This is a genomic window from Sorangium sp. So ce363, assembly GCF_051520435.1.
GTDB lineage: Bacteria > Myxococcota_A > Polyangia > Polyangiales > Polyangiaceae > Sorangium > Sorangium cellulosum_B.
In genome coordinates, this window is sequence record NZ_CP150333.1 from 9,126,853 (window position 1) to 9,153,260 (window position 26,408).

Below are 26,408 nucleotides of genomic sequence, written 5' to 3' on the forward strand. Positions count from 1 at the left end.
CTTCTCTTGGGTGGTGTGGTCTCGATGCCCGAGCGTCGGCGATCCGGAGATCGATGTCGCTCTGCAGAGGATTCCGCCGTTCGTGCACGTCATTCCGGCGATGTCAGCGCCTGGGTCGCCTCCATCGTCGTCGTTCCCTGCAGGGACGGGAGCCCCGCCGACACGTAAGTCCTTACGGGGACTGAGATGCTTGCAGGTCTGCTCGCATTCAACCTCGCGCACGTGCCGTGGCCTGCGGCCGTGGATGTGGGGCGGCGCGGTCACCTCCGCCGATGCGCTCGGAGACGCGGCGTAGCCTACCGCAGCAGCACCGCGGGGCTCAGGCCAGCCTGCCACGGCGACGTGTGCCTACGTCCTGCAAATGCGCCTGTTCGCGCGCTCTGCGCCGCGCCCCAAGGTCTCCGGCCCCCCCAGGACGCCGCCGTCCGATGCCCGCGACCCTGCCAGAGCCGTCCGCCACGCCACACCTCGTCGCGCCGCGATCGGGCTTGTTTTCCTTACGCGCTTGCCGGGCACCAGGTGCAGGTGGGTGTGTTTGACGCCGAGCAGGAACCCGGCGAACTCCACGTCGGGGAGGACCACACCGTCGATCACCTCGTCGCTGTGACCGCAGGAGGAGAGGAGCAACAGGGGGGCCGAAAGGAGAAGGATCGTCGGACGCGCCATGGGGCCAGGGTATGCGAGGGGACGCCCTGGATCCAGCGCCGGCCGGGCCATGGGGCCCCGTCACGGCGAGATCTGGTACACCCACGCCGTGCAGGGGGCATACGTCTCGAGCGCGCAGCTCTTCACCTCTTCACAGCTCGCCAGATCGAAGCACTTGGTCATCGTCTCGAGCGCCTCGTCCGTGAAGAGCGCCCCCGCCATGCAGAAGTCCTCGAAGACGGGGCAGCCCGTCCCGCAGCGCTCCTCGAACTCTTTGGCGGCTTCGGTGTGCTCCACTCTGGAATAGTCCAAGTAGTCGAAGTAGACGGTGGTGAGGCACTCGCCCAGCGAGCAGGAGTCCGCGCAATCGAACAGCGGCCCTCCGGGGTGATGAAGCAGCATCGAGTCGCACTGGGCGCTGGCCTTGCAGGCGGCCGTGTCGTTCGAGGCGCCGAAGTCCCACTTGCAAGCGGCCCGGGCATCGCAGAAGGCATCGTAGAGCCCGGGCTCGGCGCCTCCCCCTCCCGCTCCGGCACCCCCAACGCCGCCGCTGCCGCCCGAGCCGTCGACTGTCAGATTTCCCGAGCAGGCCGACGCCATGCCGAGAGCCCCGATGGCCAGCGAGATCAGCCATGTTCTGTCATGTCTCCAGGCTTTCCGCATGGGCGGCATGGTACGCGCGATCACGCGCTCGTGGCAATCGGGCAGCGCGTCGAGCCGGCCGATCTCCGGGCTCAGATGCTGTCGACATTCGAGAAGACGATGGGTAAGTCACCATCACGATCCCGCCCTCGGGCTGCGGGAACGAGATGCTCGAGCGGGGAGAGCTCGGGGGCCTCGTTGGAGCGCTCCTCGATCGGCCCGTCGCCCACGAGCTTCCGCCGCCGCAGCCACCGCATCATGCGCTTCTCGACGCGCGCGGCGACAGCGGCGATGTCGTCGCGCGAGGGCGCAGGGCCCTGGTGGAAAACGACCTCGGGACCGTCCTTTCGAGTGAATACGCCATCGAGCGCCACGACGTGGAAGTGCGCGGCTACTCGGCCTCGTGGTCTGTCGAATGGTCAACCTCAGCCTCGAGCATGGCCACTGCGACGCCTCGTGCTTCGGCTATGGCGATCTCGGCACGCAGCTCGGACCGTTCTTCGGCGATTATCCGATGGGTTTTCGCTTCGGCAAGCTCGGCCGGGATCTGCTCAACAAACGCCGACAGCTCCGCTTCCGCGCCTTGGTCTACGGCACCTGCCCCGCGCGGCGAACACCCTCTCCGGGGCCGGGCGGCCCGGCGCTCTTGAGCTGCTGCGCTGCGCGCCTCAGTGCACGCGATCGATGCCCTTGGCGATGAAGGAGCTGCTCGCCCCGGACGTGCCCCGGAACGCGGCGGGTCCCGGCTGCGCGCAGAGCAGCTGCTCCATGTCGGTCGCCCGGCGCTCGAGATCGTCGAGGTGCCGGACGGTGACGCCGTCGACCGGGTCCAGCACGTCGGTGCCTTCCAGGAAGGCCGAGATGTCGGCCTGGACGCCAGCGAAGCGCGGGCTGATGTGGAGGAAGACGGTCTGCGCCTCCACGCCGTGGCAACCGTTGCAAGCGTTCAACGAGAACTTGTGGCGAGCCTCGTTGTTGGTGATCCCGGGGGCGTTCCAGGGCGGGCGGGGGAAGTCGTTGATGGAGCTGCCGCCGAGGAAGCTGACACCCTGGAAGACCTCGGGCACGGTGTGCGTCTCGGTCAGGATGGACGCCTCGTTCTGGTTGATGAAGTCGGCGACGATCGATTGCCCCATGAAGCTCGTGTCGGGCGTCAGCTTCACCGTGTCGGGCTGCAGGAACCCCGTGGCCGGCGACAGGGTGAACTCGCGCAGCTCCCAGGGGCTGGCCAGGGCGATCTCGTTCGTCCGGAGCTGCGACAGCGCGCTGCCGTTCACGCGGCCGGGCTCCGCGTTGCTCCCAGCGAACCGCTCGGTGATCTCGGCCAGCTTCGCGTTGTAGTCCGCCGAGCCGAGGGAGAGCGCGTTCAGCTCGTGCCAGAGGTTCGCCCAGTCGAGCACCTCTGCCTCGGTGGTCGCCGGCAGGCGATACTCCAGGATGATCGTGAACTGCAGCGGGCTCCCGCTGCTGTCGGTCACCCCGAACACGAACCGGCCCTCACCCGCCTTGCCGTCGGCGAGCTTCCTGAGATCCAGCCGATTCACGATGGCGAGGAGCCGGATCGGGGCGCGCGACAGGTCGAGCGCCCCGTCGACCCTGGGCCAGGGATCGAGCACGAGCGACTGGATCCCCGTCCGCGCGGGGACGACGTGGGTGTTCATGGTCTGGTCCGAGAGCCAGCTCTGGAACATCTGCTCGACCATGACGGGCGCCTGGGCCGGGGTGGGCGCCATGGCCTCCATCAGGTGCTTGAACGTCCAGACGCCGTCGCCCGTGGTCCTGACCGGATCCTCGACCACCGCGAGATCCCTGATCAAGAGCTCCTTGTTCTCGTCCACCTCGGGGCAGGACGGCAGCGAGAAGAGCTCGCTCATGTCGGCGGTCGTAACCGGCTGGCTCGACACCCAGACGTCGTCGATGGCCCCGAGGAACTGACGGGAGCTGCCGTTCTGGGGGGGAGCCCCGCCGATCTCCAGCGAGAGGGGCGAGCCGTTGATGGGCGTCGGGCTCGAGAAGCCGAAGCTGGTCGTGCTCACGAGCTGGCCGTTGATGAAGAGCCGGATCGCCAGGCCGTCGTACGTGGCGCCGACATGCATCCACCCGGGCGACAGGCTGTGCCCGAAGGCCGCGCCGCGGATGTTCACAAGCGTGCTCGATCCGGGAATCTTGACGTTCAGGCTGAGCTCCAGCGTGCCGTGCCCGATCTGGAACGCGATGATGTCGCTGCTGCCGCTCCCCTGGCGGAAGATGGTGCGGACCGTGCTGAAGTCGATGCTGGTCGGGTTGATCCAGGCCGCGACCGCGAAGCGGGTACCGAACTCGTACGCCGCCGCGACGGGCGTCGTGATCCGCTCCCCCTCCGCGTCGAGCGCCACCGCCTTGAGCCCATCCGGGCGGTCCACGCACGCGCTCGAGGCGGATCGCGTGGCGTGGAAGGCCGAGAAGGTCGAATCCGCCAGCGCCGTGCTGCTCGGATCGCAGTCGTTCATCCGCCAGAAGCTGATGGCCGAAGCCAGCCCCTGGGTCGCGGTGTCGATGACCTCCGCGTCGGTGTCGCTGGCGCTGCACCCCGCGAGGAGCAGGCCGGCCACCATCCATCGGGAAATGTGCTGATCGAGAAAGCGCATAATGACCCCTGTTGTGTTCCGCCGAGAGCCCCGAGCTCGCGTCCTGCAGACCTCGATCTTGAAGACGCGAGACCAGCCGCTCGTCACTTGCCGACCCTGGCATGAACGCCCAGAAAGGCGTTGACGAGGCTCGACTGCCCGGCCCTTGCGCCGCGGGCAAATACCAGGCGCGGTCGCGCCGAATTCAAGCGCTTCCATCTGGCAGCTCGCGCTCGGAGCAGCCTCTAGCGACCCAACGTTTAGCGGACGTAGCAGCTCAGCTCAACATTCCAATTCACCTGGAGCACGATTTTGACAGCCTTAACAAACATTTACACACTCTGCCCCAGGACGTCATCACTCAATGCTCAAACAGCCAAGCTCCAATTCATAAGCATCATGATCCTCATGCAATCAATTCATCTCGGATCTCCGACGACGCGGCCGGCGTCCTCCGTGCGTGCCGTTCGATCGCGTCGTCGATGAAGGCGACTTGGATAAAAACAAAGCGATAGGCCCCCGGCGAGGGTGCTCGTCGCATGCGCGCTCGCCGGGAGCCGACGAGCTGCGATACTGCCGGCATGCTCTTCCCCCGGCGCCTCTTCCTGACCCTCTGCGCTGCCGCGCTCGCCCCGCGCCGGGCCCTCGCGGACGCCGCCGCGCCCGCGTCGTCCCCTTCCCCGCCCGCCGTCGACCTGCGCGACCTCAGGTCCCCGGCGACCGCGCCCTCGGCCGGCGGTTCACGCTGCTCGTGCCGAGGCGACCGATCTCCCCAAGTAACGCTACGCCGGCGCGCGGCGGGCCGTGACCAGCCAGGCGCGCGAGTCGAACAGTACGCCTTTGCTAGTTTCGTGTGCGGCGAGCGTCTCGCGTAACCTGACGAGCGCGCGCTGCGCAGTGGCTGCGTCCAGCCGCGCGAGCAGGTCCCTGTGCCGCCTCATGTCGAGCACGAGGTCGAGCGCGGCTCCTGCGTCAGGTCCGTAGTAGACGGGTTCGCGCACGTCGGCGACACCGACCTCGACGAAGCCGGACGCGTCGAGGATGGAACGGACCACATCCGGATCGGCCATCGAGAACGGATTTGGCCCAGACGCCGGCGCTACCGCGGCACCGTCGGTCAGCGCCTGACGGAACGCCGTCGCCCATTCGTTCTGCTCCTCACCCTGCCAGACCAACATGACGAGGCGCGCTCCTGGCCGCGCCGCGCGCGCGACGTGGGAGAACGCCGCGACTGGATCGGCGAAGAACATGGTGCCGAACCGGCTGATGATCAGGTCGAAATGCGCCGGCGAAAATGGATGAATCTGCGCGTCGCCCCGATCGAAGGCAACATTGGAAACACCTTCCTCGGCGCTGCGGCGGCGGGCGCGCTCCAGCATCTCCTCGGAGATGTCTACGCCCAGCGCGCTTCCCAACGTCGCGGCCCGAGCGGCGTCAAGCGTGGTCTGGCCGCTCCCACAGCCGATGTCGAGTATGCGGTCTGCCTGGTCGACGACCATCGCCGCGCGCAGTCGCTCGTCGTGAGCCCGCAGCTCCGCGTCATAGTGATCGGCCCACCGCAGCCGCGGACGAAGTTTCTTCGTATAGCCTTCCAGGATGTCGGCCAGCTCCTTCGGACGACTCAACGCCACGCAGTGGCCCGCCGCGATCTCGTCCGGGACAACGCCGAGGCGATCCGCAACCGTGCGCCGGAGGAAGCCGGGGGGGAAGAAGCGATCCTCGGTGCAGAGGACGAAATGGGTCGGCACGTCCGGCAGCGCTTCGAGCGGCCAGGGCGAAGCGGTGCATGCCGCCGACGGGTGCGCCCGCTCCTTGCTCAGCGCCTGCGCGGCCAGCTCGCGCGGCACGTCGTGGTAAAAGGAGACGTACGGATCCTGGTTGCCGGTCGCGCCGCCGTCGCGCGCGGCTTGCTCCTCCACTGCCTTTCGATAGCCGGTCCTGACCCACCAGTCCCCGGGCGCCTCGCCCGGGGACGGGACCATGCCGGCCACGAACACCAGGGCGTCGACCGGGAGCCGGACGGCGACGAGCGGTGCGGTGAATCCGCCGAACGAATGAGCAACGACGACCAGATCCCTGCGATCGGCCACCGCCGCGACCACCGCATCTGCGTAGTCGTCCAGCTCGAGCGAGTCGTCGTCCCCCGGGAGGTCGGGCGCGACGACATCGTGCCCGCGCGCGCGCAGCTCGGCCTCGACCCGGTGCCAGTACCAACCGACGTCGCCGCCGCCGTGGATCAACACGAACGTGCTCAAGCGTCGCTGCTCCGCTCGGACATGCATCCTGTCATGAACGCGATCCTCATGCCGGCATCATGCCGCCGAATCCATTCGAGGCCAAGCACGAATCGAAAACGGGCAGCGCCCCCGCGCGCGTGGGCGAACCCGTCACCCCGACCGGGTGGAATTGCAGGGTCGGTTGAGGAGCCAGCGCCGAATCTGAGGCTAGGACGAGCCGGCCGGATCACGAAAAGCAGAACCGCGCGGGCCACCAACGCGGGCTGGCGCTCGGGGATGCGCGTGGGACGAAAAGGCCGTGCTTCGTGCGGCCGGTGAAGCGGATGAGCCTGTAGAAGTTCACGCGCCGCCCCTTCTGGCATACATGGTGAGTCTTTGCCGAGGGCTTCCATGTCGATGAAGCCGCCATCCGTCAGGACGAGAGATTTCCAGGAACATGCGAGCCCGCGTGCTTTTCATGTCACATCCTGTCAACAACAGCAGAAGGCCGGGAATGCGTGAATAGCCTCGGGCGCTTGGTGGCTCCGCAGTACCTGCCCATGGGTGGGCAGGAGGAGGAGTACACATGCACTGGCTCGAGTACGTTCAGAACCTCCGTCGTTTCACTCCGTCCCGCTCCCTGGGCTTGCGTGCCCTGGTGGGCGCCGGCCTCCTCGCGGGGGCAGGCCTGCTCCTTCCCGAGGTAGCCTCGGCGCAGGAGGAGGACCCCGTTCCCTGCCCGTTCGACAGCGTCCTCTGCCTCTTCGAGGAGGAGGACTACGGCGGGGAAATCTTCAACGTCCGGGCGCTGGACCCGCAGGTGGGCACGTGCGTCAACCTTCCGGAGCACGGCTGGGAGGGAAGGGCACACTCTGCCTACAACACCAACGGCGTCGGCGCCGCGATGTTCCAGAACGAGGACTGCATCGGCTACCCGTACCCCATCTACGCGGAGAGCGGCCTGAGCCCGCTGCCGTTCATCCCCAAGAGCGTCTACGTCTTCTGACGCCATGATCGGGCGAAAGGCGATGGGCATCGCGGCCATCGCCTGACGCGCCCGGGGGGCGGAGGATAGCCCGCGCAAAGCCATCCGACCTGTCAAGAATTTCCCGCCAACGACGGGCAGTCGACATAATGTACAAAAGTACGATCCACTGATCCGCCTACAAAAACCAACAGATCAAACGAGTTCACTCGGCTGTGGTATATTGTCTACATCACGCTGGCTGTCGGCGCGGGCGTTCCGCACCTCGACCAGGTGCGACCCCGCGCGGTACTTCGGGCTCAGAGTCCGCCGCGGCGCAGCCGGGATGCTCGGAGCGAGCGCTCCGACCTGAGGGTGGATGAAGAATTCCACGGTCTCGCCCGTTGCTTTCGTCATCACCAGCGTGCCGACATCGAGGGCATAGAGGCCAGCCGGGCTGTCCGGGCTCGACTCGTAATGAGAGGGGAGCGGAAACGAAGGCGTGGGATCGAAGCGGAACGGCCCGACCGAGAAGATGCCGTCTCCGGCGACGCGATCGGCGCCCAGGCCGTCGTCGCGCAGGGTCAGGTCGCCGGGGCCCTCGAGCTGGATCGCGAGCCCGGTGAGCTCGACGCTCACCACGCCGTCCACGGGGTCGGCCTCCAGCACGAACTCCTCCGAGCCGTCGCTGCGCACCACGCTCGGGATCGTCTCCCACGCGTGCTCCAGCCCCGTGAGGTCGCCGGCGACCAGGGCCTCCTGGCCCGACAGGACGTCGCCGGACCCCGGCATCTCGAGGGGTGCGGGCTCGCCGGCGCAGCCGCCGAGCAGGCCGGCGGAGAGCGGCCCTCGCGGAGCCCTCGCCGGTCGCGTTGAATCAGCAAGATCTCGCCGTCCTGCGGCATCTCAGGCGGAACTTCGATGGATGACGTCGAACCAAGCCATCTTCATGATCTCCGGGTTGCGCCATGTCGCGCTGCGCTCCTGCGCAGCACGGTGGCATGTCGAGCCATCTAGGTCGCGGGGCGCTGCCCTTCCAATGCGAAGGCGGCATGAGCGGGATGCACCGCGGGAAAATGAGCCCCGTCACGCCCCCCGCCGGCATCCCGTGAAGTAGAGCGCCGATCCGGAGACCCCCGCGTCCCACGCGTACCCGTCGCTCCCGGGCACCGAGCGCGCGATCGAGAGGAGCTCGTCGGGCGTGTAGGCGCGCAGCGCGGAGACCGTGCCGTCCCACGCGAAGAGCGCCGGGATCAGCGGGGCGACGTACGTGAGCGCGAAACGCGACGCCCGCCGCGGGCGCACGAAGGGCATCGCGGCGAGCGAGCCCGCGAAGAGCACCGCCATGTTGAACCCCATCGCGAGCGGCGCGAACACGACCGGCATCCGCCGCAACATCGGCGACGCCGCAAGGTCGAAGAAGCCGAAGGGCTTGCCGTCGCGGACGATCGAGGCGACGAGCGCCGTCACGGCCTCGGGCGGGAAGTGGTGCAGCGCGCCCCACATCGTGCGAAGGCCGTCGAGCTCGGGCGGGACCGCGAGAGCGTCGACCGGCTCCGCGCGGTAGACGACCTTCGGGTCGGCGAGCGCGGCCACGCGCGCGCGGCCCGCCTCGTTCGGGTACCGATCGGTCAGGGTGAACCGGACGTCCACGCGCCGCTCGCTGCGGAGGGCGCGGATCGCCTGGAGCGCGCCGCCGCCGCCGCCCGAGCACACGTCGACGACCTCGGCGCGGGACGTCCGGTCGAGGAGCGCGGCGAGCTTCGGCACGACGCCACGGTAGAAGCCCATGCGATCGACGCCGAAGTCGAGCAGGTCGGTGCCGCCGTCGCGGATCGCGGCCGGCATCCAGGGGAGATCCTCGAGCTCCACGAGCTGTACACGTCGCACGGCCGCGATGATGGGGGCGCCGCCGCGGCGCTTCAAGGACCGCGCTCGGCCGCCCGCCCGGAGGCCACGTGTACCACGTGTACGTCGAGCGGGCGCGCCGCGTGCTCGGCCTCCCGGGCACCGGGCTGCCGTCGTACAGCCAGCCCGGCATCACGCTCCACCCGCCCGGCGCGACGACGGGCAGCGCGCAGGGCGCCGGAGCGCGCCTGTCCATGCCGCACGTCGCGGCGTCCGTGGAGACGGCCCCCACGGTGAGCTCGTGGAGCAACCCAGGGCAACCGCCGCGCGCAGGGCGCAAGGGCGCGCTCCTCGGTCTGGCGCTCGCGGCCGGCGCCGCCATGGCCGTGATCTGGGCGAAGGAAGCTGCCGCCGAAGGCGGCTTCGTTCAACGACCGGCAGTCGACATAATGCACAAAAGTACGATCCACTGATCCGCCTACAAAAATCAACAGTTCCAACGAGTTCACTCGGCTGTGGTATATTGTCTACACCACGCTGGCGGCTCCGCTGGTGAGCGCGAGGACCATACCTTCATGGCTCACCGCGACCGTGTGGCTCTTTCCAGGCGCCGGCACCGCCAGATCGATTAACCCATCGTTGTCCTAGTCGCCCGTTCGAAGGACCTTGCCGAATCGTCGCCGTCCCCATGAAGCTCGTCGCATATGGGATAGGCGAGGTCGCACCCCACGGCGCCGCGGGCTCTCGCCGCTCGCGCCGAGCGCGCTCGGCGAAAGCGGCAAAAGCCCTCGGAGCCGTTCGCGCATGCGACGGACGGCGCGGTCCGCTCCCCCGCGATGGGCGGGCCGAGGCGTCCGCCCCGACGTCCGCGACGCTCGCGTACGCCGCACGCAGGATCGCGAGCGTGTTGCCTTCGGCGAAGAGCTGAACGCCGTAGCGCGACGTCGCGCCCGCGTAATGCACCATCGACGGGGGCGGCCCACACGACGCGAGCGTGGCGCCGAGGGGCGAGCTCGCGAACGGAACGATCGATCGGCGCATTCGCGCACCATGCCACGCGCAGCCCGCGTACCGCGCACGGATTTCTCAGCGAAACGAAGCGACGTTGTCCGCGAGGAACTGATCGAAGCTGCGCGCCGGGCGTCCGATGAGATCGCGCACCGCCCCTGTCGTCTGCGCGCCACCGCCGGTCGAGAACGCGACCATCAGCTTCACCATCAGCTCGGCAAACGGCGCCGGCATTCCACTCGCCTTCATGCCTGCCACCATCTGCTCGGGCGGGAGATCGACGTAAGTCACCGGCTTCTCGAGCACGCGCGAGAGCTTCGCGGCGATCTCGCCGAAGGTCACGCCCTCGGGGCCGGACAGCGTGTAGATCTTGCCCGCGTGCCCCGCGCCGACCAGCAGCTCGATGCCGCACTCCGCGATGTCCTCGCAGTCGACGAACGAGATGCGCCCGTCCTTGTAGGCCCCGAAGATCTTGCCTTCGCTCCGGATCGTCCCCGCGTTACGAAGCAGGTTCTGCATGAACGTGCCGGGCCGCAGCACCGACCACTCGACGCCGGACGACGCGAGCACCTGCTCCGCGACGCCGTGCGCGCGCGCTATCCCGACGTCGGAGCTCGCGTCCGCGCCGCGCGACGAGATCTTCACGATGCGCTTCACGCCCGCGGCGCACGCGGCTTCGATCGCAGCCGTCTGCTGGCGGACCAACTTCTCGCCTGCCGGCCCGTTGAGAAAGAGCGCGTCGATGCCCGCCATCGCGAGCGAGAGCGTTTCCGGCCGATCGAAGTCGCCGACCACGACGTCGCACGCGAGGGACGCCCCCTTCTCGGCGCTGCGCACCATCGCTCGGAATGGAGCCCCTCGCGCCTTCAGCTGGCGTACCATCGCCCGTCCGATCGTTCCCGTTGCACCCGAGACGAGGATCATCTTGCTAGAGCCTTTCTGGCCGCGCGGTTCCCTTGAAGCGCGGTGGTCGAATTGTTATAGTGACAGTAAGTTTGCTGTCAAGGTACGATTGACTCGTGGAGGTGAACGTGTCGGATGAGCTCGGGCTGCGAGATCGGAAGAAGGCCGCGACGCGTCGCGCCATCGCGGAGGTTGCGCTGCGGCTCTTCGCAGAGCGCGGCTTCGATGCGGTGACGGTCGCGGACGTCGCCGTGGAAGCGAACGTCTCGACGAAGACCGTCTTCAACTACTTCCCGACCAAAGAAGACCTGGTCCTCGGCGACGGCGAAGGGCTCGACGCCGACTTGCTTCGCGAGATCGAGACGCGCGCGCCCGGCGAGTCGGTGCTCGATGCCGTCCGGAAGCACACGCTCGCCACGGCGAGCCGCATGAGAGCCGTGCCCGCCGAGCGACGTCAGGCGTTCCGTACCATCATCGGCAGTGCGCCGAGCGTGCAGGCCCGTTGGCGCGACGGCTTGCGGCGCCACGAGGAGAAGCTCGCCGCGTTGCTCGCGGTCGAGACGGGCGCAGCAAGGGACGATGCGACGCCGTTCGTCGTCGCGGGGGTGCTCGGGCTGCTCGGCCGTCTCGCGTTCTACGACGTCATCGGCTGGCCCGACGGCAAGCGTCGAAGCGCCGCGAAGACGGACGAGGCGATCCACGACGCCTTCGATCGGATCGCGGAGGGACTACGCGACTACGGCGCGCGGCCACGAAAGCGCTGAGCTCGTCTCGTCAGTCACCCGTGAGGATAGCCCGCGCAAAGCCATCCGACCTGTCAAGAATTTCCCGCCAACCACCGGCAGTCGACATAATGTACAAAAGTACGATCCACTGATCCGCCTATAAAAATCAACAGATCCAACGAGTTCACTCGGCTGTGGTGTATTGTCTACACCACGCTGGCGCACGGTCTCCCGGAACTCATGGGCGTTGCCGTAGAAGGCGTCGGCGAGCGCGATGTCGCCGGGGATCCCGTCGCGCACGGCGCGCTCGATCATGCCGAGCGCCAAGTCGACCTTGCTCTCGTGTACTCCACGGCACACCAGGCTGCATCGCGCCCGCGGGGCGGCAAGCTCCGGTCCGCAGAAAGGCTCCAGACTTCCGGGACATTCCTGGGGGCAACATCGGCTCATCCCGCTCGGTCGCGACACAGTGGTGTTAGAGTGGTCGCCATGGCAACCGACCTCCTGACCTACACGCTCGAAGGCACTACCGCGGTCGTCCGCATGGACGACGGCAAGGCGAACGCCCTGTCCGAGCCGATGATCGATGCTCTGCTCGGGGCCCTCTCGAGGGCCGAAGAGGAGGCGAGCGCGATGGTCGTCGCCGGCCGGCCGGATCGGTTCTGCGCCGGCTTCGATCTGCGCGTGATGACGAGCCGTCCGGAGGCCGCGGCGGCGCTGCTCGGGCGCGGCGCCGATCTCCTCATGAAGCTGTACGGGGCGACCCTCCCGCTCGTCATCGCGTGCACCGGCCATGCTCTCGCAGGCGGCGCGCTCCTCCTCCTCACTGGCGACGTTCGGATCGGGGCCGAAGGTGCGTTTCGCATCGGCCTGAACGAGGTCGCGATCGGGATCCCGGTGCCCGTCCTGGCGATGGCTCTCGCGCGTGATCGCCTCGCGCGCACGGAGCTCGCGCGAGCGACGCTGATGGCGCAGATCTACGCTCCAGACGAGGCCGTACGCGTGGGGTATCTCGATGCGTTGGTGCCCCCCGAGGCGGTGCTCGCGCGGGCCAAGGAGGAAGCGGAGAAGCTCTCGAGCCTCGCACGTCCGGCGTTCGAGGCGACGAAGGCGCGCCTCCGCGGCAAGACGATCGCGCACGTCCACGCGACGCTCCAGGACGATTTGAAACACCTCATTCAAAGGTGAGATGCCCTGCCTGGCGACGCCGACGGTCCATCACGTCAGGCGATCAGGCCCGCCGCCGCCTGACGGTGCCCGTGGAGAAAGTGCGTCGCGCCCTTGAGCTCCACGTAGCCCCTGCCCTCTGCCGCGCTCGCCTCGAAGCTCTCCCGCGCCTGCCGCAGCCCGTGTCCGCCGTCGCGTGCAATCCCGACACACTTGTTACTCCCGCGGCTCGATGCCCGGTCCTACATCTCTCACGACCAAAAACCAGCACGTCGTATCGAGAACGGTACGAGCGACGATGGACACCCAAGGGAGAGAAGAGCGATGACGACGCACATCACCGGGACACGTGAAGAGTGGCTGGCCGCGCGGCTCGAGCTGCTCAAGGCGGAGAAGGAGCTCACGCGGCGCAGCGACGAGCTTTCGCGGCGGCGTCAGGAGCTGCCGTGGGTCCGGGTCGACAAGGAGTACCGATTCGAGACCGAGGAAGGCAGCGCCTCGCTGGCAGAGCTCTTCCGAGGGCGCTCGCAGCTCATCGTCTACCATTTCATGTTCGGGCCCGACTACAAGGCGGGCTGTGTGTCCTGCTCGGCGATCGCGGACGGGTTCAACGGCATCGCCGTCCACCTGGCGAACCACGACGTCACGCTTTCGGCGGTGTCGCGGGCGCCGCTCGCGAAGCTCTTGGCGTACAAGCGGCGGATGGGGTGGACGTTCCCCTGGGCGTCATCGGGCGACGGCCGCTTCAACTTCGACTTCAACGTCGCGTTCACCGAGGAGCAACAGCGCGAGGGGACCGTCGAATACAACTTCGAGCGCGCCGGCCACGCGATGGACGCGACACCGGTCCCGCTGCCCGTCGCCCAGTCCGCGGCCATGACCGGGACCGACGCGCCCACCTACTCGCTCGACAGGCCGGGCCTGAGCGCGTTCGTGCTCAAGGACGGCGTCCTCTACCACACCTATTCCGCCTATGCGCGCGGATTGGACGGTCTCTGGGGAATGTACCAGTGGCTCGACCGCGCACCCAAAGGGCGCAACGAGACGGGCATCTGGTTCCGCCGCCACGACGAGTACGACCAGCGTTGAGCCAAGGCGCGAGTGAACATCGTACCCCTGGTTTATCCCCGGACAGCCGCGCCGATGACCCCGGCGCGCGCCAGGCGCGGGAGCGGGAGCTCGACCCGGCGCAGGCCTGATGTATCGAACCCCGCGCGCTCGAGATCGAGCGAGATCTCGCGGGTGGGATCGCAGCCGCCGAGGAGCGGATACCTGGACCGCGATCGACGACCCGATCCCGAGGGGCTTCCACACCGCGACGCCCCTGCAAGACGGCTCGGTCCTCATCACAGGCGGATACGACGCGACGTACTTCGCCAATCCGCCAGCCATTGCGAGCGTCGAACGCTACGGGGGTTGCAAGAAGAGGCGTTGACGCGCCCACGCCTCCGCGCGCCGCGGAGGTGATCGACCCCGGCTCGGCCGGCGCGCGCATCCTGCTCGTCCTCACGACGGGCATTGCCCTCCTTGCGCTTACGCGCTCACTTCGCGGCGGCCGCGCCCGGCGGATCGAGGAGCCCCGACGCGATGAGCGGGGCCCCTTTGGTCGCGTCGAGGCCGATGGCCTTGATGCCGTAGACGATGTAGGGCCCGAGGTACCCCGTACAGTACTGCCGCTGGACATGTGAACACGCCCTCGGCAGCCTGAGTTCGAGCAATGCCATCGGCCCAGGTCGGATCGGTGGTGCCGTGGATCACCACCGTACCCGGCGCCGGAGGCAGCATCGCGAGCAGGGTCTCCCCTGCCGTGGATGGGGCCCCCGCAGCGTCGCGCGTCAGCACGGGATTTCGCGGTCGCCGGGGTCGACCACCGCTCCCCCGACGCCCTCGACGATGCCGGCCCGCAGGGCGCCGCGCGGGCGCCCTACCGGCGCTTCAGGGGCAAGGGCCTTCGTACGGGTAGCCATGCGCCCACCCGCACCAGGCCGCCTTCGACGACGACGTCGCATAAGGATAGTAGGCGGTGCAGTAGGTCGGGTCGCTGTGGTAGACGTACTGCGCGGGCGTGCCGCTCGTGGTGATGTTGTAGCCGGGGTAGGCGTTATGCCCGCACAGCTCGGCCTCGCCCAGCGAGTTGGCGAGGTACACCGGGGTCGCGACCAGGCAGCCGACGACTTGTGCGCCGCCCACCGTATAGACTTCTTCGACGCCCACAGCAAAGTGCTGCGCCCCCGACCCGGCCGTCTGCCCCGAGCACGTCTTCGGAGCGCACGCGCCGCAGTCTTTCGAGCAGCTGTCGCACGTCTCGTTGTTGTCACAGACGCCGTTGCCGCAGCACGAGCCGCAGTCGGTCGAGCACGTGCTGCAACTCTCGCCGAGGCTAGGCTCGCAGGCGTGGTTGCCGCAGCACGAGCCGCAGTCGGTCGCGCAGTTGCCACACCACTCGTTGCCGTTGCAGATCCCGTCGCCGCACTTGCAGTCGGACGGACAGCTCGACGGCGTCTCGCCGTTGTTGCACGCGCCGTCGCCGCAGCCGGCCACCATGCACTCGCCGAACCACTTGCGGCACTTGCCGTACGTGTACCCGGTGCCGTTGTCGAAGCAGACCTCCGGGAGGCCGCTCATGAACATGTCGTCGTCCGTGACCTTGGTCTTCTGCGCGCCGCCGTCCTCGAACAGACGGCACTCGATCGGGCGCCCGTCGGGCAGCGTTGCGGCGCCGAACCACTCGCGGCAGGTGCCGGTCGGGGTGCCGTCGGGTATGCACGCCTTGAGGTTCGACGTCAGGTACACCGCACCCGACGGGCTCGTCATGTCGGCCCTGCCGTCGTTGAAGACCGAGAAGAGCACCGGCGTGTGGCTCGGGTCGGTGGTGCGGCAGTTGCCGAACCACTTGCGGCAGGTGCCGCCCGGGGTGCCGTCGGGCATGCACACCTTGCCGTCACGCTGGAAGTAGAGCGCCTGCGTCGGCCCGGCCAACTCGGTGGCGCCGTCGTTGAACACGAAGCACTCGACCCCCTGCCCAACCGGCAGCGTCGCGCACTGGCCCGGCACGCCCGACGCGCCGCACGCCTGGCCCGCCGGGCACGAGCCGCCGGTGCAGATGCCGCCGCAGCCGTCGGGCGCCCCGCACGTCTTGCCCGAGCACTGGGGCGTGCACCCACACTGGTAGGCCACGCCGCCGCCGCCGCAGGTCGTGCCCGCCGGGCAGGAGCCGGTGCTGCACTTCCAGCCGCAGCCGTCGGACGCCCCGCACACCTTGCCCGCACAGCTGGGCGTGCACTCGGGGGGGGGCGGCGGTTCGCAATCCTCGCATTTGGCTGCAGCGCTATACGGCTCGAGGAATTCGGGCGGATCGGCGTCGGGCGAAGCGCTGCACGCGACGACGATCGCGGCGCCGCCGAGGGCGAGGGCGAGATATTTGCCGAAGGTCTGCATAGGCAAACGCGTCCTTTCGTGCCGGCCCGGTCGGTGCCGGCGAGGCGGCTGCGCGCGCACCCCCAAGGGCCCGCCGCGCGGCCGCGCGCTGGCCGCATGTCAAGCGGCGTGCCAGCGGGATGAGCCAGGCTTTTCCGCCAAACGCGGGATCAGGTTGAGGTGGTCTTGCGCAAGTTGCGCCGGGTTCGCTCGAACCGGACCCGTCGTGCGCACGACGGCAGCGGGCGGCGAGCCATCGCAGCCTGACCGCAGCGAGGACAGACGGACAGGTCGATCCCCGTGAGCGCGGCGAGCAGCGTGCGCCAGTCGACCTTGACGACGTGGCGCGCAGAGGGCTCGTGGTCTTCCTCGTGCTACGGCACCGCGCTACTGAGTCACGCCGATCGAATCGAGGAAGGCGTTGTACTCGTCGATCTTGTCCCACGCGACCACGTCGAGGCCGACGTTGAGCCGGCTCTCGTCGACCATCCGAGGGGCGAGGATCGCCTTGGTCGCGTCGAGACCGACGATCTTGATGCCGTAGAGGATGTAGGGCACGAGGTACCCCGCGTAATACTGCCGCTGGGCGTGCGTCGCCTTGATGAGCCCCTGGCGCATGTACTCGACGGTCTTCGGCTCGAAGTCGAAGGCGACGACGGGGAGCTCCGTCGCGCCCGCGGCCTCCGTGGCCATCGCGCACCGGTACGAGACGTTGTGCAGGCCGAGCAACCCCACGACGGGCGGGTCCGCGGTCTCGATCTGGGCTTTCATCGCTTCGACGTCAGCGACGTCCCCCTCCGGGGACCAGGTGATCGGACGCACCACGACCGTGTAATCGGCGCCCTCGAGGACGCGCCGAGCCCCCAGCATTCGATTCATCCCGTCGACCCAGGACGGGTCGTCGGCGCCGTGGATCACCACCGTGCCCGGCGCCGGGGGCAGCAACGCGAGCAGGGTCTCTCCCGCCGTGACGCCGGCGGACTCGCTGATGGTTCCGACATAGATGGAACGCTTCGAGTCCTTCGCGTCGGTGTCGAGCGTCACCACAGGAACCCCGCCGGCGACGGCCTCATCGATGCCGGCCGCGATGGCGTCGCCGAAGGGCGAGACACCGATCCCTTCGGCGCCGTCCGCCACCGCCTGTCCAATCTGCTCCCCCTGGGCCTCCGCCCTCTGCTGGTGATCGCTCCCCTGTCCGCTGGGCCCGACCACGTTCCCCGTGGCCCCGAGCTCGCCCATGGCTCGGTTCGCCCCCGTGGTGATCGGCGTGAAGAACCCGCCGAGCGCCTTCAGCAGGATCGCCATCTGCATGGGCTCGATGGCGCCCTTGTTGATCTCGGCGACGAGCGCGTCGAGCGTCGCCTCGATCTCCTTCGCCGTGAACTCGCTCCTGGGCGTCGGCGCGCGCTTGATGGGCGAGGCTTGCTCGCCCTCGCCGGTGGTGTCGCCCGATCCGCATCCCGCCGTCATCAGCGCGAGCCCGAAGGCCGCCACCCAGCGTCGTCCAATCCTGTTCATGATACCCCCTTATGCTCCGTGGTTCGTCCTATCGTACGCAGCAACCTCGCGTGAATCTCTATCGCGCGGCGGCCTCATCGCCCGCCGAAGCAGCTGACGGCGACTGGGGCGAGATCGACAAAGTCGTCGCCGTCGACGGTCCACAGCTGCATGAAGTAATGCCTGTTCGCCCCGTACTCATCGAATTCGTACTCGGCGGCCGCGCCGACGTAGCGGAGCGGGATACCCGCGCGAAGCTTGGTCATCGCCGCCGGGAGGTCGCGCCACGAGGCCGCCTCGTGGGCCGGGTCGTTGAGCTCGCGGATGACCTCGTGCAGATCGTGTCCGGAGGTCGGGATCGCCCCGCTCTTCGCCTGGGCGTACGCGAGGCCCATCGCGATGAGGACGACCCCGTCGTAATAGAAGTGCGCCGCGGGCAGCGGCGCCTCGCCGTCCCAGAAGCTGGAGAAGTGCCCGATGAAGGCGGCGGCGTTCTCGGTCGTGCAGCCGACCACCTGCTGGCCCTCGGCCATCGTGCGGCACTCGCTCCGCACGCTGAGCGACGGCGAGACCCCGACGTATCCGTCGAGTGAGCCTGTCGGGATGTTGGCGAGGAGCACCTCGGTGCGCAGCGCAGGGCCGAGGAACCAGGTGCCCGGCCGCCCGGAGACGGCCCATTCGGTCACGATGATCGAGCCGGTGCTGGGATACGAGGCCAGGAGCGTCCGGCCGGCGTTCGCGCCGAAGGCGGACTCGATCTTGCTCGCATACGTTTGCTGGCCTGACGTGAACGTCACCGAGGGGAGGATCCTCCCCCCGAGCGCCGCGAAGTGGGTCGTGAACTCGCTGCTGACGGTGGTGTTGTAGTCGTCCCCCGCGGCCAGGCTGTTCACGGTCTCGATGCCCTCGTCGAAGGCGATGCGCGCCAGCGTGCAACCGACGTCGAACGAGGAGGGGGCGAGCCGCATCCAGCCTCCCATCGCGTCGCTGCGCGCGACGGTGGGCGCGGCATAGCCCGGCAGCATGTGGAACACGTCGAGCGCCTTCACCTCCCGCGCGATCTCGCGGGCGAGCCCGTTCTCTTCCGGCCCGATCAGGTAGCGGACCTGATCCGTGTAGAGCAGCTTGAGCAGCTCCTCGAGCCCGCGCTCCGAGCTGGAGTGGCTGTCTCGGCTCCGGAGGTGGAACGGTCTCCCGTCGAGCCCCCCCGCGGCGTTCAGATCCTGGACCGCGAGCAACATCGCTTGCTCGAGGTTGCGGCCGATGGCCGACTCGCTGCCGGAGAAGGGCAGGAGCGCCCCGAGGACGATCGCATTCTCGGGGTGATGGGGTTCTTCCCGCGCGCATGAGGCGGAGAAGAGGGACGCGAGCCCCAGGACCAGCCCGGTCTCCAGCCAGCGCATGCGCCGCCGGCGAGGCGCGGAGCACACGCCCGCTCGACGGCGGCGATGCGGCGCGGCAAGCATCCGAAAGTACATTCTTCCCCCGCGGGATACGCCATCATATCGAGCTTCGTTCTGTCAAGGGCACATGAGCGCAAGCGACGAGTCTTGGAGCGGAGACTCACACGTCGATGCAATACAGAACACACCGGCCAATGCCGGTTCTCATGCATCGCGATGTTTGTCCGTGGATCGCGGCTGTCAGGCCGAGAGGTGAGCGCATGCGCGAGGACGGAGGGACCCTGAGCGCGGCGAGGGAGAGGAGCGCTGTGTCGGGCAGGCGAGGTGAGCAGCAAATACGGATGCGATCCGCCGGACGGCCCTGCCCGCCCGGCTCACCGACCCGGCGCGCCGCAGATGCGGTGGACCAGCCACGGAGCTAGGTCCACACCTCGCCCAGCAGCGGCAGCACGCCCATCCTCACGTCGCGCGCCGCCCGGGCAGCCAGGCCCGGTCCAGTACCGGCATGCGCCTTGCTCTTACATACGGGGAAGTTGCTGAAGCAGCGGGATCTGCGGGCAGACCTCAAGCGGGGCACCCGGGCGGGTACCAAAAAATCCGCGGCAGTATTCCCGTCGTGGTTTGCGGAAGCCGTCGACACCCAAGGACCTGCCACGTGGCTCGTCCAGTGCCCCCTCCCCGCCGGCATGGGAAGAGAGTCGGCTGGGCATCACCGCCTACGCGCGGCCAGCTACGGCAGCCTACCCGGTCGACGTGGGCGAAGGAAGCTGCCGCCGAAGGCGGCTTCGTTCAACGACCGGCAGTCGACATAATGTACAAGAGTACGATCCACTGATCCGCCTACAAAAATCAGCGGATCCAGCGAGTTCACTCGGATGTGGTATATTGTCTACATTACGCTGAGCTCATCCGTTCTTCCCAGGCACGAAGCGGAGCGACGCGAGGCGCAGCAGCTCGCCAGAGCCGCCCTTTGCCCTCAGGTAGACCTCGTGGGAGCCGGCGGCGCTCACCTTGCATGTCACGGTCGTCCAGGTCTCCCAGCCGCCGGTGGCGGGGACATCGCAGGTCGCGACGCGGCGGCCGCCCGCCAGCGGGTCGAGCCATACCTCGACGGCGCCGCCCTTCGCGCTGGAGGCCTGCAGCTCGATCTCGGCCGACGCCACGCCGCCGCTGCCCAGATCGACGCTGCCGTACATGGCCCAGTCGCCGTCCTCCAGGCCGCCCAGCACCGGCCCTGCCGACTGGCTCGACACAACCTCGGTGCCGGACTCCTGGTCCGGCTCCGCGGCCACGATCGCGGTGAAGCCGTCGCGGTAGGTGAACAGGTCGAAGTCAGCGCTCGCGCTCCTGGCAAAGACGCCGGCCTGGCTGCCGACCCAGCCTGTGTTGACCGTGTCGTAGTCCTCGAGCGCGCTTATATCGATCGGCTCGCCCACCTGGGTCCAGGTCAGACGGTCCGTGCTGAACCAGCCGGTGGCCTCGTGGTCCTTGCCGTGCACCAGCTTCAGCCAGAGGGTGCGCTCGGCCGGCGCCGGGGCATCGAAGCCGATCTCTGTCGCGTCCACCGATTCATAGGCGCTCTCGTCGGCGTTCAGGACAGGGACGACCGACCGGAACGAGAAGCGGATCCGGTCGTCGCCGTCCGCCCGGACGCGCGCCACCGACACCTCCTGGCTGATGGCTTTGGCCCAGGTCCCAAACGCCGTGAGATCCTGCTCCGGGACGGCGTTGCCCAGGCGAACGCCAGCCGCGTCGCCCTCCGCCTCGGGGGCGAAGTCCATCCTCACGATCATCGCCTTCTGGTGCAACGCGTCCTTCTGGACCACCCACCGCGTCTCGTCCGCTGCCGGCTTGAGCCGGAGCCACCCGGCGCGATCGGTGACCGAGTAGCGATCGGACGGCATGTTGCCGTAAAAAGTCCAGGCCGGCGCGAGCTCGTCCCCGGTGAACTCGTCGTTGACGGGCAGCAGGAACGGGATGTCGCTGGGCGGCAGCGCCGGAGCCGGCGCCGGCTCGCCAAGACGGCCGTTCACGACCGGGACCCCGGCGCCGCTCTCGTCGTCGATCCACGTCACCTGGCTGAGCAACCCCTGCCGTCCCAGGCCACGCCAGTTGTTGTCGCACTCGTACGAGTGGGAGAAGACCCACCACGTCCCGTCGGCGATCTGGAACGGCGCGGTGCTGTGCTGCGCGCCGCTGAACGGGGCCTCGCCCGTGAGGACGCTGCCCAGCGGCGTCCAGTCGTCGGGATTGCTGCTCAGCGTGGCCGAGCGCCACCCGTACTGCTCGCCGCCGCACCCCGTGTGGGTCGAATCGAAGTAATAGTAGAAGCCGTTGCGCTTCGTCATCGTGGGCCCCTCGGCCCAGTTTTCTTCGACCGCGTTGTCAGGGTCGGCCGCGGGATCACCGCACCCCCCGTTCTCCACGTTCCAGTTGACGAAGCTTAGATCGATGGACTCGCCGCTGAGCTGCCCTGTCTCGAGATCGATCTTCTGGAGGAGGTTGACGCCGAAGTTGTTCTCCTCGCCGCCCGTCGCTCCGTTCCATTTGCACTGCCCGGCCTTCACGACCAGGTATGTGGTCCCGTCGTCATCGACGAACACCGAGTCGTCGTAGCCGGTCCCGCGGTCGAACGACACGAGCTCCGGGTCCTCTCCAGGCGGCGTGTAGGGGCCCACAGGCTCCACGTGGACGGGCTCTCCCCAGGGCCCTGCCAGGCTCTCGGCCTCCGCGAAGTACTGGTTGAAGTTGACGGCGAAGTAGACCCGGTAGCCGGCGTCGGTCTTGACGATGAAGCCGCCCCACGTCCCGCCCCCCGCCGAGGTAGAGGTCTCCAGGCCGGACCACGCCGGATCGACGACGCGCGACACGCGCTCCCAGCGGATGAGGTCCCGCGAGTGCAGGATCTCGACGTTGGGTGAGATGTTGAAGCTGGAGCCGGTGATGTAGAAATCGTCCCCCTCGATATAGATGTTCATGTCCGGGTGATCGCCGGGCAGGATCGGGTTGAGGTAGGTGGACTGGGGCTCGTTCGACCAGGTCGCTGTCTCGAAGGCGGCGGTCACGGTCTTGTTCCCGTCCACCGTGATCTCCACGACGTCGTCCGCCTCGCTCGCCGCTCCGCTCCATCCCGCGAAGTCGGCGCTCGGCGCGGGTCTGGCGGTCACGGTCACCACGGTGCCGGCCCTGTGCAGGTAGGTTCCAGGCGGCGGATCGGTCGTCCCGTCCCCCTTCGCCTCGATGGTCAGGGGATACGCCACGGGCTCTACCCGCTCGTCCTCTACGCAGGAGATGGGCAGAGACCCGATCAGGATCGTCGCCGTGATGAAAGCGCTGTATTTTCTCATGGTCATGTCCTGAGTCGTTCTGGTCGCCAATCCCGGCTACAAGGATCTCTGGCGGGTGCGCATGACGACCCGTGCAGTCTTCAGATCGAAAGGACGAGCGCGGGCGCACTGTGAACGCTCACACGACGGGTGTCAATTTCCCTCGCGACGGGCGCGAGGTCGTCCGGCTGGCCGGTGCGGCGGAGCGGCCTCTGCTCGATAAGTAGTTATCGAAGTCGCTGCCACCTGGCCAGTGCTCCACTCCCTCCACGCCCGACGGTCTCCACGAGCCGGATTGGCCCCGACCAGCGCTGATGTGGGCGAACGCGGTGACGCACGGAATCTGGGATGAAGGGCAGCGCAGCTCGCGGTGCCACCAGCGAACCAGCCCGTGGAGGACCGTCTCCCCGCCAGGAGATCTCGGCGGCCTCTCGGACAGCTCGACCGTGGACGCGAGGCCGGTCGCACGCTCATGCGCACCCCGGCGCTGGCCACGAGCGCCGGCACGAGCGCTTGCTTGGCGGCGTCACCCGGTCCACGCAGCGCGCTGGCGACGGCGACGAGGGCCAGCAACAGGGGGAAGCCCAGCAGGCCAGCGTGGTACAGCAGCGGGATCGAGGCGACGACCAGCGTCGAGGCGAGATCGCAGCCGATCGCGACCCGGCGCGCGCCCACCCGGCGCCCTTGATGCCACCGCTTGCCTGGATCACGCCGTTCCGCGTGAAACCGCGTCCTCCGGATACCGAGCCTGCGGGACGGCCTCATGCTGCGCGGTTGGGCGAACTATCTCGGTGAAAATCCAGGCTAGCGCTCCGCCGCCTGATCGCCCGCTACCGGATGCCCTCTCCTCGCCGGGTGACGACGAGATCGTCCCCGTCGCTGATCCTGCCGTTTTCGGCGCGCGGACCGCCTGCCTTGCCATCCTTGCCGACGCTGAACAGGCTGTAACCACCGCCGTCCGGGCTCTTTCTGTATACGAGAGGTCCTGTCCCACAAGGGTCTTGCGCGAGGGCCGGGAGCGCCTCGGGGTAGCCGCCGTCCGTATACGCCCGCTCCGCCTCGACGGCCGCGCGCGCGAGGAGATGCGACGCTCGCAGGGCGCAATCCCGCCGCGCCAGGTCCTGGAGAAACTCAGGGTCACGGAACGTGCCGAACGGGGTGGCCTCGGCGGCGAGGGAGTCGATCGCGAGCTCCCGGAATCGTCCTATCTGAGACGGATCGCGCTGCGCATCGAGCGCGATCTGCTCCGCGCGCCGCAGCCGTGCGTCGAGCTGGGGGATGCCCTCGCCGAACACGGCGTCCGCCGGGAGCACCAGGGTGAGCGCGAGAACGCTGGTGGACGTCACGCGAAAAGGGATCTCCTCGGCGGAAGTGCCCCCCTCGCTCAGGCCCACGGCCGTCTTCCGGAGGTCCAAGCGCTCCTTCCGGATAGCGTCGGAGAGCAGAGGCAGGTGGCGCCCTCGCTCCGCGAGCGCCTGGTCCAGCTCGGCGAGCTCCGCGGGGGCGAGCCGCGGCGCGCCGGCGACCAGCGCGGCGACGCCGCGGTACGCGGGCGTGGCGGCGAACGCGCTGATCACGACAGCGGTGTGCGACCCAGCGGACATGTCCGCGCTGACCCTGGCCACGGTGAGATAGCGATCAAGGGCGCCGCGCGCGTCTCCCCTGGCCGCGAGCGCGTGCCCCTCGATCAAGACCAGTCGGCTCGCCCTCAGCGCCGGCCACACCAGCGCGAGATCGCCCACCGGCGCGTCTTTCGCCAGCTCGACGTGAGAGCACCGCGCCGCCTGCCGGAAGGCGTCCAGCGCCGGGCGCTGCCGCTCGAGAGCGGCGAGGAGCTCGGGGGAGAGCGGCGCGCTGGGCCCAGCCTCGATCGCTTGCTCCAACATCTGGGAAAGGGGGCTCAGCGGGATCATCGGTATTCTCGCATAGCTCGCCCCGCAGTCCTCGCCCCCGGCGCCTGCGCGGGCGGCCCGCGCGCGCTCGCGGAGCTGCGCGCGCTCTGCGTCCCACTCGGCCTCGGTGGCATCCACGTAATCGCGGAGCCGGGATTGCCCCCAGGCCGATGCGCCGGCCCGGAAGAGCACGAAAAGCGCGGCCGTAGCCGCGAGCCCAACGCCCAGATGCTTCAGCCTCCTCCGGAGTCGCGCCTTGCTGTCTGTCATCGGCTATGAAAAGCCCGGGCGTGACTGGCTATTCCGTGCCATTCTGTCAACCCCAGCGGTCGTGGATCGCGATGCCGCCGTTCGTCGGCATCGTCACCGAGCTGTTCCAGCGAGCGCCGAGCGCACGCCCGTGCGACGAGGTCTTCGGCGCGCCGCGCGGCCGGATCTTCGGCAAGAGGCTAGGACGAGCCGGCCGGATCACGAAAAGCAGAACCGCGCGGGCCACCAACGCGGGCTGGCGCTCCGGGATGCGCGGAGCACGAAAAGGCCCAAGAACGAGGGCGCCGCTCGCGTGGGGTCGAGCTGCGGGCAGAGGTTGGCCAACGGCCACGCGCGAGCGGCACGCGGAGGGACGAGGCCGAGAGGCTCACGCCGCGTCGAACGACGGGTCTCTGGCCCTGGCAATGGGCGGCGGCTCGGTGGGGATGCCGAGATGGGTCAGGAGCGCCAGGATGGCTTCGCGCTGCGCACGTTGACCGATGTCGGCGACGAGCCGCCGGCGCCCACCGCACGGACACGCGAGCACATCCTCCAGATAGACGCGGCGGATGAGGGAAGCCCAGTCGATGCGTGCGTAGACGGGCAGGACGATGCCGTCGCCGAGGCTCGTGCGCGCGCTCGCCGGAGGGTTCCAGGTAGCCGCGGGAGGTGGCGCCGTGATGTCGTTGGCGCAGGTCGGTGGCGCCGTCGCGCTCGTCTTCGTCTTCGTCTCCGGCACCGGGATGCTCGTCGCCGCGGGCCGGTGAGCCACCACGGCGGCTCGCCACGACGAGCCCGACGCGAGCACGCCGGAAAGGCGCAGCAACGGATACCGGGGTGGATGCACGAGAGCCGCGATGCGCGCCAGAAAATGCACGGGCGCCAGCACCAGGTGAATCGCGCCGTTGCGACGGGGCTTGCGAAGGCGGTACGCGACGCGGCCATCGGGCAGGAGCGAGATGCGCTCCAGGCTGAAGGGCAGGCGCGCGCCGTAGCGGCACAGCCGTTCAAGGCAGGCGCGATCCCCCGCGCGGAGCGTGACGCCCGCATGGATGTTGAAGCCTGCCACCTCGCCGGCCCACGGACTCTTGCCCCGGGGGCGGAAGCGACCCTCGTCGTCCGCCTCTGCGAGCGGGACGCCGTCCTCATCGAGGCGCACAAAGGTGCCGCCGAAGAGCGACAGTTGCATGCACGCTTCGAGCGGGGAGAGCTCGGGGGCCTCGTTGGAGCGCTGCTCGATCGGCCGGTCGTCCACGAGCTTCCGCCGCCGCAGCCACCGCATCATGCGCTTCTCGACGCGCGCGGCGACAGCGGCGATGTCGTCGCGCGAGGGCGCAGGGCCCTGGTGGAAAACGACCTCGGGACCGTCCTTTCGAGTGAATACGCCATCGAGCGCCACGACGTGGAAGTGCACGAAGCTCCCAAGCGTGGAGTCGAACCGTTGCACGAAGGTCACCGAGCCGGTCTCGCCGCCGGGCGTGGCGCGCTCGGTCGCCTTCTGCTTCTGCCAGCGCGCGATCTCCTCGACGAAGATGCGACCCGCTGCGGTCAGTGCATCGGGCCCGGGGGCGCCGCCCCAGCCATCTCCGCCGCAAAGGCGACCACCGCGTCGCAGCCCGCGACGCTCCAAGGATGGCGTCCCGCCCTCGATGCACCGAGTGCCGCTGCCCCTTCACACCGTCACCGCGCGCCCTGACCACCCAGCGTGTCTGCGGCGCCGCGTGTCGCCGTGTTCGCGACCGCAAGCTCGCGCGAGCGCGGCGCACCCGCGAGCTCGACGACCATCGCGCCGACGAGCGCCGGCGGCAGCGCGACTGCCCGCCGGGGTCGAGCGAAGGCGCCCCCGGACGTCGCTCCCGCTGGATGTCACGCGCCAGCTTCGGGAAAGGGCGCGACGTTC

General features: G+C 68.8%; 22 protein-coding genes and 1 pseudogene. 5 read left to right on the forward strand and 18 right to left on the reverse strand.

Translation table 11 applies throughout. The annotated features are described in order from the left end of the window. Positions 1-348: 348 nt before the first annotated feature. From WMF12_RS34350 to WMF12_RS34375, 6 genes and pseudogenes are all read right to left on the reverse strand, one after another. The gene (locus WMF12_RS34350; protein ID WP_437852219.1) at positions 349-666 is read right to left on the reverse strand and encodes a hypothetical protein; all 318 of its coding nucleotides are present in this window, start codon (positions 664-666) and stop codon (positions 349-351) included. A gap of 60 nt (positions 667-726) precedes the next feature. Then, the gene (locus WMF12_RS34355; protein ID WP_437852220.1) at positions 727-1,245 is read right to left on the reverse strand and encodes a hypothetical protein; all 519 of its coding nucleotides are present in this window, start codon (positions 1,243-1,245) and stop codon (positions 727-729) included. Positions 1,246-1,379: 134 nt separating this feature from the next. Further along, a complete protein-coding gene (locus tag WMF12_RS34360) occupies positions 1,380-1,661 on the reverse strand; it encodes a hypothetical protein (RefSeq protein WP_437852221.1) in 282 nt (93 codons plus the stop codon). A gap of 294 nt (positions 1,662-1,955) precedes the next feature. After that, positions 1,956-3,914, reverse strand: coding sequence for a LamG domain-containing protein (locus WMF12_RS34365; RefSeq protein ID WP_437852222.1), 1,959 nt, complete (start codon positions 3,912-3,914; stop codon positions 1,956-1,958). Between the two features lie 761 nt (positions 3,915-4,675). Further along, positions 4,676-5,455, reverse strand: a complete 780-nt coding sequence (locus tag WMF12_RS34370) for a class I SAM-dependent methyltransferase (protein WP_437873918.1) — start codon at positions 5,453-5,455, stop codon at positions 4,676-4,678. Between the two features lie 96 nt (positions 5,456-5,551). Beyond that, positions 5,552-6,175 (reverse strand): annotated as a pseudogene (locus tag WMF12_RS34375) (alpha/beta hydrolase); the annotation flags it as partial. Between the two features lie 520 nt (positions 6,176-6,695). Here WMF12_RS34375 and WMF12_RS34380 point away from each other — a divergent pair. Next, on the forward strand, positions 6,696-7,115 hold the full coding sequence (locus tag WMF12_RS34380; protein WP_437740923.1) for a peptidase inhibitor family I36 protein: 420 nt from the start codon (positions 6,696-6,698) through the stop codon (positions 7,113-7,115). 174 nt (positions 7,116-7,289) lie between these two features. On the opposite strand, the gene WMF12_RS34385 is transcribed toward WMF12_RS34380, so the two are convergent. Both WMF12_RS34385 and WMF12_RS34390 read right to left on the reverse strand, forming a co-directional pair. After that, positions 7,290-7,865 (reverse strand): choice-of-anchor X domain-containing protein, encoded by a 576-nt coding sequence (locus WMF12_RS34385; protein ID WP_437852223.1) that lies wholly within the window; start codon positions 7,863-7,865, stop codon positions 7,290-7,292. A gap of 294 nt (positions 7,866-8,159) precedes the next feature. Next, positions 8,160-8,963, reverse strand: a complete 804-nt coding sequence (locus WMF12_RS34390) for a class I SAM-dependent methyltransferase (protein WP_437740928.1) — start codon at positions 8,961-8,963, stop codon at positions 8,160-8,162. A 68-nt stretch (positions 8,964-9,031) separates the two neighbouring features. Here WMF12_RS34390 and WMF12_RS34395 point away from each other — a divergent pair, with 68 nt between their 5' ends. After that, a complete protein-coding gene (locus WMF12_RS34395) occupies positions 9,032-9,394 on the forward strand; it encodes a hypothetical protein (RefSeq protein WP_437852224.1) in 363 nt (120 codons plus the stop codon). A 613-nt stretch (positions 9,395-10,007) separates the two neighbouring features. Here the strand turns inward: WMF12_RS34395 and WMF12_RS34400 are convergent. Further along, the gene (locus WMF12_RS34400) at positions 10,008-10,853 is read right to left on the reverse strand and encodes an SDR family oxidoreductase (protein WP_437852225.1); all 846 of its coding nucleotides are present in this window, start codon (positions 10,851-10,853) and stop codon (positions 10,008-10,010) included. A 95-nt stretch (positions 10,854-10,948) separates the two neighbouring features. Here WMF12_RS34400 and WMF12_RS34405 point away from each other — a divergent pair, with 95 nt between their 5' ends. Then, complete coding sequence (locus WMF12_RS34405) at positions 10,949-11,596, forward strand: TetR family transcriptional regulator (RefSeq protein ID WP_437852226.1); 648 nt, start codon at positions 10,949-10,951, stop codon at positions 11,594-11,596. Here the strand turns inward: WMF12_RS34405 and WMF12_RS34410 are convergent. Then, a complete protein-coding gene (locus WMF12_RS34410) occupies positions 11,561-12,007 on the reverse strand; it encodes a transposase (protein WP_437852227.1) in 447 nt (148 codons plus the stop codon). The two genes, WMF12_RS34405 and WMF12_RS34410, sit on opposite strands and share 36 nt — an antisense overlap. A 39-nt stretch (positions 12,008-12,046) precedes the next feature. On the opposite strand from WMF12_RS34410, the gene WMF12_RS34415 reads away from it, so the two are divergent. Together WMF12_RS34415 and WMF12_RS34420 are read left to right on the forward strand one after the other, a co-directional pair. Continuing rightward, complete coding sequence (locus WMF12_RS34415; protein WP_437852228.1) at positions 12,047-12,745, forward strand: crotonase/enoyl-CoA hydratase family protein; 699 nt, start codon at positions 12,047-12,049, stop codon at positions 12,743-12,745. Between the two features lie 303 nt (positions 12,746-13,048). Further along, positions 13,049-13,813, forward strand: coding sequence for a DUF899 domain-containing protein (locus tag WMF12_RS34420; RefSeq protein ID WP_437852229.1), 765 nt, complete (start codon positions 13,049-13,051; stop codon positions 13,811-13,813). A gap of 452 nt (positions 13,814-14,265) precedes the next feature. Here WMF12_RS34420 and WMF12_RS34425 read toward each other — a convergent pair whose 3' ends face one another. From WMF12_RS34425 to WMF12_RS34460, 8 genes are all read right to left on the reverse strand, one after another. Next, positions 14,266-14,448, reverse strand: a complete 183-nt coding sequence (locus WMF12_RS34425) for a hypothetical protein (protein ID WP_437852230.1) — start codon at positions 14,446-14,448, stop codon at positions 14,266-14,268. Between the two features lie 211 nt (positions 14,449-14,659). After that, on the reverse strand, positions 14,660-16,162 hold the full coding sequence (locus WMF12_RS34430; protein WP_437852231.1) for a hypothetical protein: 1,503 nt from the start codon (positions 16,160-16,162) through the stop codon (positions 14,660-14,662). Positions 16,163-16,528: 366 nt separating this feature from the next. After that, positions 16,529-17,659, reverse strand: coding sequence for a substrate-binding domain-containing protein (locus WMF12_RS34435; RefSeq protein WP_437852232.1), 1,131 nt, complete (start codon positions 17,657-17,659; stop codon positions 16,529-16,531). A 74-nt stretch (positions 17,660-17,733) separates the two neighbouring features. Then, on the reverse strand, positions 17,734-19,041 hold the full coding sequence (locus tag WMF12_RS34440) for an ABC transporter substrate-binding protein (RefSeq protein WP_437852233.1): 1,308 nt from the start codon (positions 19,039-19,041) through the stop codon (positions 17,734-17,736). Positions 19,042-19,946: 905 nt separating this feature from the next. Beyond that, positions 19,947-22,394, reverse strand: a complete 2,448-nt coding sequence (locus WMF12_RS34445) for a family 43 glycosylhydrolase (RefSeq protein ID WP_437852234.1) — start codon at positions 22,392-22,394, stop codon at positions 19,947-19,949. An 803-nt stretch (positions 22,395-23,197) separates the two neighbouring features. Continuing rightward, on the reverse strand, positions 23,198-24,397 hold the full coding sequence (locus WMF12_RS34450; RefSeq protein WP_437852235.1) for a hypothetical protein: 1,200 nt from the start codon (positions 24,395-24,397) through the stop codon (positions 23,198-23,200). Between the two features lie 178 nt (positions 24,398-24,575). After that, entirely contained in the window at positions 24,576-24,704 is a 129-nt protein-coding gene (locus tag WMF12_RS34455) for a hypothetical protein (protein WP_437852236.1), read from the reverse strand. A gap of 192 nt (positions 24,705-24,896) precedes the next feature. Beyond that, positions 24,897-26,138 carry a transposase gene (locus WMF12_RS34460; protein WP_437852237.1) on the reverse strand — a complete coding sequence of 414 codons (1,242 nt, stop codon included), beginning with the start codon at positions 26,136-26,138 and terminating at the stop codon, positions 24,897-24,899. Between the last annotated feature and the right edge of the window lie 270 nt (positions 26,139-26,408).